General features: G+C 63.4%; 5 protein-coding genes and 1 pseudogene. 2 read left to right on the forward strand and 4 right to left on the reverse strand.

The features are described from left to right. Positions 1 to 4: 4 nt before the first annotated feature. The 4 genes from treZ to treS are packed head-to-tail and all read right to left on the reverse strand — an operon-like array spanning position 5 to position 9,251. Positions 5 to 1,762 carry a malto-oligosyltrehalose trehalohydrolase gene (gene treZ / locus QUH67_RS07980; protein WP_300946136.1) on the reverse strand — a complete coding sequence of 586 codons (1,758 nt, stop codon included), beginning with the start codon at positions 1,760 to 1,762 and terminating at the stop codon, positions 5 to 7. Further along, the gene (glgX, locus tag QUH67_RS07985; protein WP_300946137.1) at positions 1,759 to 3,834 is read right to left on the reverse strand and encodes a glycogen debranching protein GlgX; all 2,076 of its coding nucleotides are present in this window, start codon (positions 3,832 to 3,834) and stop codon (positions 1,759 to 1,761) included. Before glgX ends, treZ begins: the two co-directional genes overlap by 4 nt. Before the next feature lie 3 nt (positions 3,835 to 3,837). Beyond that, on the reverse strand, positions 3,838 to 5,985 hold the full coding sequence (gene glgB / locus QUH67_RS07990; RefSeq protein WP_300946138.1) for a 1,4-alpha-glucan branching protein GlgB: 2,148 nt from the start codon (positions 5,983 to 5,985) through the stop codon (positions 3,838 to 3,840). Then, the gene (gene treS / locus QUH67_RS07995) at positions 5,982 to 9,251 is read right to left on the reverse strand and encodes a maltose alpha-D-glucosyltransferase (RefSeq protein WP_300947969.1); all 3,270 of its coding nucleotides are present in this window, start codon (positions 9,249 to 9,251) and stop codon (positions 5,982 to 5,984) included. Before treS ends, glgB begins: the two co-directional genes overlap by 4 nt. A gap of 315 nt (positions 9,252 to 9,566) precedes the next feature. Between treS and malQ the strand changes: the two genes are divergently transcribed. After that, entirely contained in the window at positions 9,567 to 11,516 is a 1,950-nt protein-coding gene (malQ, locus tag QUH67_RS08000; protein WP_300946139.1) for a 4-alpha-glucanotransferase, read from the forward strand. Positions 11,517 to 11,534: 18 nt separating this feature from the next. Continuing rightward, positions 11,535 to 11,736: pseudogene (locus tag QUH67_RS08005) on the forward strand (trehalase-like domain-containing protein); the annotation flags it as partial. Positions 11,737 to 11,910 lie beyond the last annotated feature (174 nt).

The raw sequence follows: 11,910 nt of genomic DNA on the forward strand, positions 1-11,910 counted from the left end.
TTTCCTATCCGATGCGCCAGAGCACGGTCCAGGGCGGAACGCTGTCGCCCAACTCGCTGCCCCAGATCAGGGTTCCCGCGGACTGGTCCGGCGGATGACTGATTGCCTGCTCCGACAGGTTGGCAAGCAGCCAGAGCATAGCGCCATCGCCCATCCGCCAATGCGCCGTCAGCAGGCGGTTTTCGTCCGCGGAAGCCTCGCCAAAGGTTGCGTTCGCAAGACGCGGGATGATTTCTTTCCGGCGTATTTTCAGGAGGTCTCGTACCAGCGTCAGCCGCTTCTGCGCGGCTGGGGTAGTCGGTTCGTTCCAGTCAAGCACGGCGGCGTCGCGGCTTGATCGATCGAGCGCATCCGGCACCTCGTCGCCATACGCTTCGTAGGCCCAGGCCAACTCAACGCGGCGGCCCTTGCGGACGGCGTCCGCGAGATCACCGCCGAAATCACAGAAGAACGGGAAGGGCGACTTCGAGCCCCATTCCTCACCCATGAACAGCATGGGTATGGAAGGCGACAGCAACAGCACGGTAAGCCCCGCCTCGATGGCGCGTACATCGGCGGTGCTTTCAAGGCGGTCGCCGAGGGCGCGATTACCGATCTGGTCGTGGTTTTGCACGAAGTTGATGAAGGCGGTCGGCGCCAGATGGCCGCTCGGCTCGCCGCGCCGGCCGCCGCGAAACGCCGACGGCTCTCCCTGATAGACGAAGCCGGATGCCAGCGAGCGCGCGATGTCCGAGATCGGCGCCTGCTGGTAGTCGACATAATAGCCCTGCTTCTCGCCGGTCATCAGCACACGCCAGGCGTGATGATAGTCGTCGTTCCACTGCGCGCGGTATTTTCCCTGCGGCGGATCTTCGTCGGCGTCCAGAAGACTGGCGCGGTTGTCACCGTTCTCCAGCACGAGATGAATGTGCCGGCCGGTCTCGGCGGCAAGCTTGCCGGCGGCGGCGCTGATATCGTGCAGCAGCGACAGCCCGCCCGGCTCGACGATCGCGTTGACAGCATCGAGCCGCAGCCCGTCGAAGCGATAGTCGCGCAGCCAGGAGACGGCGTTTTCAATGGCGAAGGCGCGGACTTGCCCGACGCGATAGTCGATCGCGCCGCCCCAGGGCGTGTGGGCGTCGGTGAAGAAGGAAGGCGCGTAACGGCCAAGATAATTTCCTTCCGGACCGAAATGGTTATAGACCACGTCGAGCATCACCATCAGCCCGCGCAGATGCGCCGCGTCGATCAGCGCCTTGAGATCCTCGGGCCGCCCATAGGCGCTTTCTGGCGCGTACCACAGCACGCCGTCATAGCCCCAGTTCCGGGAGCCGGCGAAATCCGCCAGCGGCATCAGTTCGAGTGCGGTAATGCCGGTCTCGACCAGATGATCCAGCCGTTCGATCATCGCGCTATAGGTGCCTTGCGGGGTGAAGGTCCCGACATGGGCCTCGAGGATCACGGCCTCCTGCCACGGCCGTCCGCGCCAGTCCGCGGCGCGCCATGGATGGGCTTTGTGATCGATCACCTCGCTCGGACCGAATACGTCGTCGGGCTGAAACGCCGATGCAGGATCCGGGACGTCGATCTCGTCGTCGATGCGAAATTTGTAGCGCGCGCCTGTCGTTACGCCGGCAATGTCGGCCGTGAACCAGCCGTCCTCGCCGCGCGTCATGGCATGGGGTTGCGCCAGCATGACGTCGACGCGCTTCGCCGCCGGCGCCCAAAGCCGAAACCGCGTGCCGTCAATTGTCAGCCGCGGACCGAATTGACCGTCATTCATGCCGTGCCTGCGAAGGCAAGCACCGACCTGGGCGGCGCGCTAGTCTCGGCACCTGATGCGAATTCGGTGGGGCTCTGCACGGCCTCGACCGTGTTCAGCACCTGCTGCCAGTTCCTATATTCGGGCATTTCGGGCAATTTGAAACCGATTTCCTCAGGGGCGGCGTTCAGAACGATAAAGATCGGCGGCTGGCCTTGTTCCATCGGGCCCAGCACATAGGCGAGGAAGCGGCCATCCGGAAAAGTCCAGTCCTCTTCCTTCATTTCCTCGGCCGCCGGCGTCAGCCACAGCACGCCATAGGAACCGTCCGCACGCCGGCCATCGAGCCAGCGCTGGCAGCGAAGCTGGGCGAAGCGCCGGCGTAGCGCGGTCATGTGGCTGACGAACTCGGTGAGGTCCTCGCCGGGCTTGCCCAGATTGTCCCAGTTGACCCAACCGGTCTCGTTGTCCTGGCAATAGGCGTTATTGTTGCCATTCTGCGAATTGCCGACCTCGTCTCCGGCCAGCATCAGGGGCGTCCCCTGCGCCAGGAACAGGCAGGCGAGCTGGTTCTTGCGCAACTGCCGGCGCAGCGCGGTGATCGCGGCGTCGCCGGTCGGGCCCTCATGGCCGCAATTATTGCTGTGGTTGTCGTTGGAGCCGTCGCGATTGTCCTCGCCATTGGCTTCGTTGTGCTTGTCGTTGTAGCTGAACAGGTCGGCCAGCGTAAAACCGTCATGGACGGTGATGTGGTTGACGCTGGCCCGGGTGGCGCGATTGTCGTGATGAAACAGGTCGGAGGAAGCCGTCATGCGGCGCGAGACCTCGCCGATCAGGCTGCCTTCGCCGCTCCAGTAGCGCCGCATCGCGCTACGATAGCGGTCGTTCCATTCCGACCATTGCGAGGGAAATGCGCCGACCTGATAGCCACCCATGCCGAGATCCCAGGGTTCGGCGACCAGCTTGACGGTCGACAGCACCGGATCCTGTCGCACCGCAGTCAGGAACGAGGCATTGCGGTCATAGCCGTTGGGGCCCCGCGCCAGCGTGGTGGCGAGGTCGAAGCGAAAGCCGTCGACATGGCAGACCTCGACCCAGTACCGCAGCGAATCCATCGTCATCTGCAGCACGCGCGGATGGGTCAGATTGACCGAGCTGCCGCAGCCGGTGAAGTCGTCGTAATAGCGCGGCTGTTCCTTGTTGAGCCAGTAATAGGATGCATTGTCGATGCCGCGGAACGACAGCGTCGGGCCGAGATGGTTCCCCTCGGCGGTGTGGTTATAGACCACGTCGAGCATCACCTCGATGCCGGCATCGTGCAGCCGCGCCACGGTGGTGCGGAACGCATCGAGGGCGTTGTCCTGCGCGTAACGCGGCTCCGGCGCGAAGAATGCCAGCGTGTTGTAGCCCCAGTAATTGGAAAGTCTTCGTTCGATCAGCACCCGGTCGTCGATCAGGCCGTGAACCGGCAGCAATTCGATGGTGGTGACGCCGAGCTTCTTGAGATGGTCAATCATCGCCGGCGAGCACAGTCCGCCATAGGTGCCGCGCCAGCCGGGAGCAACGTCCTCGCGCTTTTGCGTCAGGCCCTTGACGTGGGCCTCGTAGATGATGGTGTCTTCCCAGGGGATGTTGGGGCGTATCTCACGGCGGCCCCAGTTGAAGGTTTCGTCGACCACAACGGCCTTGGGCATGCCGCGCGCATTGTCGCGGCGGTCGAAGGAAAGGTCTTCGCGCGCGCTGCCGGTGCGATAGCCGAAATGCGCGTCGCTCCACACCAGACGGCCGGCGAGCCGCTTGGCGTAGGGGTCGAGCAGCAGCTTGTTGGCGTTGAATCGGTGTCCGCGTTCGGGCGCATAGGTGCCGTGAACGCGATAGCCATAGAGCTGCCCGGGCGAAACGTCGTTGAGATAGCCGTGCCAGATGTCCTCATTGCGCTCGGGCAGTTCGATCCGCTCGAGCTCGCGGCGCCCCTGGCCGTCGAACAGGCAGAGCTCGACCTTTTCCGCATTGGCCGAGAACAGCGCAAAGTTGGTGCCGCGTCCGTCCCAGGTTGCTCCAAGGCGGGCAGGGCTTCCCGCGGACAAGCGCATGCGTCAGCTTTCCGGTACGAGAAAGATCGCGGCCAGCGGCGGAATGGTCAGGTTGAGTTCGGGGATGCTTCCATCGAGCGTGTGCACTTCGCCGACATTGCCGACATTGCTGCCGCCGTAATGCGCGGAGTCGGAGTTGAGCGCTTCCTTCCACCTGCCGGCAAACGGCACCCTGACGCGGTAATTCTGCAGGACGTTTGGCGAGAAGTTCACGACCACGAGACAGCGCGCGTGTGCGTCAAAACCCTTGCGCAGCCAGGCAAAGACGTTGTTGCCAGAATCATGGGTGATGACCCATTCAAATCCCGCCTGGTTGCAATCCATCTCGTACAGCGCCGGCACGGCGCGGTAGAGGCGGTTGAGATCGCGGATCAGGTTCTGGATGCCCGCATATTTGTGTTGTCCCAGCAGGTGCCAGTCGAGCGACTGGTCGTGATTCCATTCGCGCTCCTGGCCGAACTCGCACCCCATGAACAAGAGCTTCTTGCCGGGATGGCCGAACATGAAGCTGTAATAGGCGCGCAGATTGGCAAACCGCTGCCACTCGTCGCCGGGCATGCGGCCGATGATGGAGCGCTTGCCGTGCACGACTTCGTCGTGCGACAGCGGCAGAATGAAATTCTCCGAGAACGCGTAGTGCAGGCCGAACAGGATGTCGCCGTGATGATGCTTCCGGTAGATCGGGTCTTTGCCGATGTATTTCAGCGTGTCGTGCATCCAACCCATGTTCCACTTGTAGCCGAAGCCGAGCCCGCCATATTCGACTGGCTGCGACACCTGCGGCCATGATGTGGACTCCTCTGCGGCCGTAGTGGTTTCGGGAAACAGCCCGAACAGTTCGGTGTTGACGCGGCGCAGGAATTCGATGGCTTCGAGGTTTTCCCGCCCGCCGTGCCGGTTCGGAATCCATTCACCGGCGGGCCGGCTGTAGTCGAGATAGAGCATCGAGGCGACGGCATCGACGCGCAGGCCGTCGACGCCGTAGCGGTCGAGCCAGAACAGCGCGTTGGAGACCAGGAAATTGACCACTTCGGTGCGGCCGTAATTGTAGATCAGCGTGCCCCAGTCGAGGTGACGGCCCTGCAGCGGATTGGCGTGTTCGTAGAGCGCGGTGCCGTCGAAATAGCCGAGCCCGTGCGGATCGTCGGGGAAATGCCCGGGCACCCAGTCGAGCCACACGCCGATGCCTTCGCGATGGCAGGCATCGACCAGCGCGGAAAAATCCTCCGGCGAGCCGAACCGGCTCGTCGGCGCATACAGGCCGGTCGGCTGATAGCCCCATGAGCCATCGAACGGATGCTCGCTGATGGGTAGAAACTCGATATGGGTAAAGCCCATGTCCTTGGCGTAAGCCGGCAGCTGCTCGGCGAGGTCGCGATAACTCAGCCATTCATTGCCGTTCTTGCGCCGCCACGAGCCGAGATGCACCTCATAGATCGAGATCGGCGCGTCGAGCGCGTTGATGCCCGCCGGCGCGGGGCGCGGACGCGGAATCCTGGTCTCGTCGATGACGACCGAGGCGGTCGAGGGCCGGAGCTCCGCCGCAAACGCCACGGGATCTGATTTCAGCGGCAAGTGCCGCCCGTCGGGGCCGGTGATGTCGAACTTGTAGCGGTCGCCGGCACGCGCATGCGGCACGAACAGTTCCCAATAGCCGACGCCGCGCACCCGCATCGGATGCCGCAGCGCGTTCCAGAAATTGAAATCACCGACCACGCTGACGGCCTTGGCGTTCGGCGCCAGCACGACGAACGCGACACCGTCGACGCCGTCGAGCGTCATCGGGTGTGCGCCGAGCTTGTCGTAGATCCGCCGGTGAGTGCCTTCGCCCAGCAAATAAAGATCGAGGTCCCCGAGCACGGGCGGAAATCGGTAAGGATCGTCGAGATCGACGACGTTGTCGCCAAAGCGGGCGCGGAGCTGGTATCGCGTTGATCCGTTCGGCAGCGCGCCAGCGAACAGCCCGGCGTCATGGATGCGTTCGAGCGTCGCTGTCTCGCCATGCTCGCCGATCGCCTCCACATTGGAGGCTTCGGGGATGAAGGCGCGCACCACGCTGTGCTCGCCCTCGCTGTGCAGTCCGAGATAGCGGAACGGGTCGGAATTCCTGCCTTCGATGATAGCGTAGGCCTCGGCGGGCAGTTTATTCATGAAGCCTCAAAGGATGGTTGCGACAACATTCTGATGATTCCGATCAGGGGCACGCGGAGCCATTCCGGCCGGAACGACAGTTCGTGCTCGATTTCGTTCAAGGCCTTCTCGAGCAGGAAGAACGTCAGCAGGTTATCCGCCGCGTTCGGATCGGACGGCCACAGCCGGCGATCGGTCATGGCTTCATGGTACGCGGCGAGGAACGCGGCGGCCGCCCGGTCGCGCCACTCGCCAAGCGCCGCGCCCAGCCTGCCGTCCTCATCGTGGGCTACTTTGAGCGCGCGCTCAAGGGCCGAGGTTGCCGAATAATCGATCGACCGGACCAGTCCGGCGATGTCGCGTGCCGCGGGTACCTTGCGCCGGCGCTCGGCGATGCTGCTTCGCGGCGCGCCCTCGAAGTCGATGATGAAGATGTCGTCCTTGACGATCATCAATTGCGTCAGATCGAGGTCGCCATGGCAACGGATGCTGGCGATGTCGGTATCGCGCGACAGCAGCCGTTCCAGCAAGTCCGGCAGCGCCGGCTGCAGTGCCAGCAACTGGTCGGCGAGCGGCCGGTCAGCTTCCCTGAGGCTCTCCCGCCGCTGCCGCAGCGAATCGAAGACGCGGCCGGCGCACAGCATCAGATCGTCGATCCAATGCTGCACGTCGTCACGGTCGGCAGGCTCCGGCGCAAATGCCGCCAGTTCGCTGTTGCTGGCAAGCGCAACATGCAACTCGGCCACGCGCCGCCCGGCCTGCGACATGTAGCGCAGATAGGGAAACTCATCCTCGCGCTCATCGCGCTGCACGCTTGCCGCGAGCAAGCGCTGCTCCTCGATGAAGCGATCCAGATAGCCCGCGCTGACGGTCCAAAGATCGCCCTGATTGGGGATGAAGGCGTGAACGACGCCGATTGCGCTTTTCTCGTTGCCTTCGACCAACTCGACGCTGCCGAGCAGGGCGGGCGCATTGGCAAAGTGGGCGACATCGGTGAGGAAGCGCCCCACCTCGATTTCGGGATTTGGACCTGGCTGCAGCGTCCGATAGATCTTCACCACATAGTCGTCGTCCACCAAAGCGGTGCTGCGCGGTTGGTCGGTTTCGATGATGCGGATGTGCTCGGGCTGCCGGATCGGCTTGTCGCTGAAGCGGGCGGTCGGCCGGAATTCGAGCGTCAAGCCCTGTTCGCCTTCTTCTACCGTCAGAGATTGCTGCAGGTTCCGCAGCAATAACGCGATGAAGATCTGGTCGGTGGCGACGTCGAGCAGGGTGCCTTCGCGGGCGCCCTGCCGAACCGCCGCCAGCGCGTGTGGATTATAGCGTTCGCGGTCGAAGCGAACCCATTCGATCTGCATCGGCAGCACGTAGCGCGTCGCGATGCCGCGCTGTGTGGTTTCGAAGAAGGCGAGCCATGGCCGGTTGTCGCCGATGTCGCAGAACGGCACGGCCGACGTCAGCGCTGGACGGATCGCCTTGGGCGATCGTTCCGGATACCAGCGGGTGCGCGCCAGATAGCCCGGCAGCACGTCGCGCTCAAAAACGCCGCGTTCACGCGCCAGCGACATCCAGGTCGCATTGACAGGCACCACCAGCGTTTCGAACTCCGGCACGGCGCGCTGCACCACCGGCTCCGACTTGTCGCGCTCCTGCAGCTCGAACCAGTAGAAGCCGTAGGGCGCCAGGGTAATCATGTACGGCAGCTCGCCGATGGGCGGGAACCGGGTGCGGCCGAGCATCTCCAGCGGGATACGGTCCTTGAAGGCGGAGAGATCGAGTTCGGTCGCCTGCGCCGATCGCGACAGATTGGCGACGCAAAGGATGACCTCATCGCGGTACTGGCGCACATAGCACAGTACCGAGCGGTTCTCCGGGCGGATGAACGTCATGGTGCCGCGGCCGAAGGCGGTGGTGGATTTGCGGACCGCGATCAGCCGCTTGGTGGCAGAGAGCTGCGAGGACAGGCTGCGCGACTGCGCCTCGACGTTGACCGCCTCGTAGCCATAGACGGGGTCCATGATGGTCGGTGCGTACAGCCGTGCCGGGTCGGCGCGGGAGAAGCCGCCATTGCGGTCGGGCGTCCACTGCATCGGGGTGCGGACGCCGTTGCGGTCGCCGAGATAGATGTTGTCGCCCATGCCGATCTCGTCGCCGTAATAGATGATCGGCGTGCCCGGGAAAGAAAACAGCAGCGAGTTCATCAATTCGATCTTGCGCCGGTCATTGTCCATCAGCGGCGCCAGCCGGCGGCGGATGCCGACATTGATGCGCGCCCGGGGATCGTTGGCGTAGGTCGACCACAGATAATCCCGCTCGACGTCGGTGACCATTTCCAGCGTCAGTTCGTCGTGGTTGCGCAGGAACAGCGCCCACTGGCAGTTAGCCGGGATATCCGGGGTCTGGCGCAGGATGTCAGTGATCGGAAACCGGTCCTCCTGCGCGATCGCCATGTAGATGCGCGGCATCAGCGGGAAATGATAGGCCATGTGGCATTCGTCGCCGCGGCCGAAATATTCCTGGACGTCCTCCGGCCATTGATTGGCCTCGGCCAGTAGCACCTTGCCCTTGGCGTAGGCGTCGAGTTCGGCGCGCAGCCGCTTGATGATGGTGTGGGTCTCGGGCAAATTCTCGTTGTTGGTGCCGTCCCGCTCGCAGAGATAAGGAATGGCGTCGAGGCGGAAGCCGTCCACACCCGTGTCGAGCCAGCGCTTCATCACCTGGACCAGCGCGCTCACGACACGCGGATTGTCGAAATTGAGGTCCGGCTGGTGCGAAAAGAAGCGGTGCCAGTAGAACTGGCCGGCTTCCGGATCCCAGGTCCAGTTCGATTTCTCGGTGTCGGTGAAGATGATCCGCGTGCCCGGATATTTCTGGTCGGTATCGCTCCAGACATACCAGTTGCGGGCGGACGAATCCGGGTCCGAGCGACGGGCGCGCTTGAACCAGTCGTGCTGGTCGGAGGTGTGGTTGATGACGAGTTCGGTGATGACCCGAAGGCCACGTTTCTTGGCTTCCTGGATGAAGCGGCGAAAGTCCTTCATCGTCCCGAAATCGGGGTTGATGTCGCCGTAATCGGCGATGTCGTAGCCATCGTCCCGGCCGGGGGAGGGGTAGAACGGCAACAGCCACAGCGTGGTCACGCCGAGGTCCTGCAGGTACCCCAGTTTTTCGGTCAACCCGGCAAAGTCGCCGATACCGTCATTATTGCTGTCAGCAAACGCCTTGACGTGAAGCTGGTAGATGATCGCATCCTTATACCAGAGCTCGTCCGTGACGGCGGCTGGCATTCCCTTTGCTTCGAAGGAAAGGCTGCCATCCGGATTCAGCGGATAAGCGCCGTCGACAGGAAGGGATGCGCCGGCGTTGGAGCTCTCGGCGGTCTGCGCTTTTTTGTTCACTGTGATGCCACTGCCATGGAAATGACGTCCCCGTTTCGTTGGAAGAAAGGGAGACGTTCCGTATTGAGATAGTAAGCCGCTCGGAAGGCTTTGGTTCCTTGGGAACCGTTGCTGGAATCGAGCGTTAGACACTGCCCATCTCCTTCCCGCAATTGGACAATTTCGCGACATTGGTTTGATGTTTGCGTGCAAAGTGTGTGCCGAATGAATCTTTTTGCTCAAGCCGACGCCCAGGGGATCCAGACCGAGTTCCTGGACGGCCAGGGTCACCGCCGTGTGACGGACGCCGCCGCGCTCAAAATTATCCTGGAGGCCTTGCCACCGCAGGCGCCGGGACCCCTGGTCGGCCACCCCGTCGTTGTTCGAGCGGGTCGACCGTCGCGAACCGAACTGACGGCTGCGGCGACACTTCCGGTGCGGTGGAAAATCGTTCTGGGTCGGGAGGTTATTGCCGAAGGGGACACTTCCGATCGCGCTATTGAGTGGCCCACCGACCTGCCGCCCGGAATCTACCGGCTGCAGGTGAGCGATGCGGTGAACACCGAGGATGTACCGCTGATTTCGGCGCCGGAACGCGCATTTGGCGGCGAGTTTGATCGCTGCTGGCTGATCGCGGTCCAGCTTTATGGCGTCCGCTCGGCGCGTAACTGGGGCATGGGCGACTTCACCGATCTCGCCAGCCTCATCGAACTTGCCGATCAATTCGGCGCCGACGGCATCGGCCTCAATCCGCTGCACGCCTTGTTCGACGACCGCCCGGGCGATTGCAGCCCATATTCGCCGAACAGCCGGCTGTTTCTCAACGCGCTCTATATCGACGTCGAAAAACTTCCCGAATTTCAGCCCGATGCCGGCTCGGGCGAGGCACTGGCGCGGTTGCGGGCCGGTGAAGCCGTGGATTATGTCGGCGTCGCTGCGTTGAAGTGGCAGGCGCTGCGCGCTGCTTTCGCTGCCTTCAAGACCAGCGCCAATCGGGATCGCCAACAGGATTTTGACGCATTCCGCGCCGAGCGCGGCGATTTGCTGTCGCATTTTGCCTGCTTCGAGGCGCTACGGCACAAGTTCGGCAAGCCATGGTGGGAATGGCCGGAAGAGTGGCGGCAGCCGGACGAAGGCAGATGCGCCGCGCTGCGCCGGGGGGAGGATGCCGGCGAGATCGAATTTGTCGAGTTCGTGCAGTGGAACGCCGACCGCCAGCTGGGCGCGGCGGCCGACCTGGCGAAGAAGCTCGGCATGAAGGTTGGGCTCTATCTTGACGTCGCGGTCGGCGTGCAGGCCGACGGTTTTGACGCCTGGAACGAGCAGGTCGCGATTTCGCGCCTTCTCGGCGTCGGCGCGCCACCCGATCCGCTCAACACAGCCGGCCAGACCTGGGGCCTTGCCGGCTTCAATGCCGCCGGGTTGGAGCGTGAATCGTTTGCGCCTTACCGAGATATGCTGCGCGCCTCGATGCGCCACGCGGGCGCCATCCGGCTCGACCATGTGCTCGGGCTGAAGCGGCTCTATCTGGTGCCGCAGGGCTTTACCGCCCGCGACGGCGTCTACGTGCAGATGCCGTTCGAGGCACTGCTGGCGGTGACGGCGCAGGAAAGCATGGCCAATCGCTGCGTCGTGATCGGCGAGGACCTCGGCACTGTGCCGGAAGGGTTTCGCGATCAGATCGCCGATTGGGGCGTCTGGTCCTATCTCGTGATGATGTTCGAGCGCGACGATGCGGGCGTGTTCCGCAGCCTCGATCACTACCTGACAAACGCGCTCGTCACCTTCAATACGCATGATCTATCGACCTATGCCGGCTGGCGCTCGTTCGGCGATCTTAAGCTGAAGCGCTCGCTCGGCATCGATCCCGGCGAAAGCGACGATGCGCGCTGGCACGCGCTGGCGATGCTGGACGAAGTGCTGCGCCATAACGCCATCGAGCGCAACGACCTGTATGCCATTGCGAATTTTTTGGCGCGGACCAAATCGAGGTTGCTCGCGGTCTCGCTGGAGGACCTGCTCGGGGTGGTCGACCAGCCCAATATTCCCGGCACCATCGACGAACATCCGAACTGGCGGCGGCGGCTTCCGGTGTCGATCGAGGACATGACGTCCACGGTCGACGTCGACGCGCTCAAGGCGGCGACCCATGAGCGCTCGCGCGCGGCGATCTGACATCAGCGGAAAAACATCTTGTCGTGCCGGATCGAAGATTACGGGTTGATCGGCGATTGCGAGACCGCCGCGGCTGGTCGGCCGTAACGGATCGATCGACTGGTTATGCTGGCCGGCGTTCGACTCGGACGCCTGCTTTGCAGCACTTCTCGGCACTGAAAAGCACGGCTGCGCGCTGATCGCGCCGGCGGATTGCGAAGTCGCGCGAGCCGACACCCGTCTACGCCACGGCAGGCCCGGGCTGGGGTGAACCTGCCTTCATGGGAGGATCTGGCGGTCGGGCACCGGCTCGCGCTTGCCGATCGTGCCCGGGCACCAAAGCGGATTCGCCACGCAAAGGCTTTGAGGAATCCTCGATTTATCCTTGATACGCGCTTGATACCGAAAGCATCGC

Origin of the sequence: Bradyrhizobium roseum, assembly GCF_030413175.1 — a bacterium.
In the GTDB taxonomy this organism is placed as follows: domain Bacteria; phylum Pseudomonadota; class Alphaproteobacteria; order Rhizobiales; family Xanthobacteraceae; genus Bradyrhizobium; species Bradyrhizobium roseum.

Bases quoted from the DNA above. Each gene is read 5' to 3' on its own strand.
- treZ (WP_300946136.1), bottom strand. From the start codon at position 1,762: ATGAATGACGGTCAATTCGGTCCGCGGCTGACAATTGACGGCACGCGG.
- glgX (WP_300946137.1), bottom strand. From the start codon at position 3,834: ATGCGCTTGTCCGCGGGAAGCCCTGCCCGCCTTGGAGCAACCTGGGAC.
- glgB (WP_300946138.1), bottom strand. From the start codon at position 5,985: ATGAATAAACTGCCCGCCGAGGCCTACGCTATCATCGAAGGCAGGAAT.
- treS (WP_300947969.1), bottom strand. From the start codon at position 9,251: ATGCCAGCCGCCGTCACGGACGAGCTCTGGTATAAGGATGCGATCATC.
- malQ (WP_300946139.1), top strand. From the start codon at position 9,567: ATGAATCTTTTTGCTCAAGCCGACGCCCAGGGGATCCAGACCGAGTTC.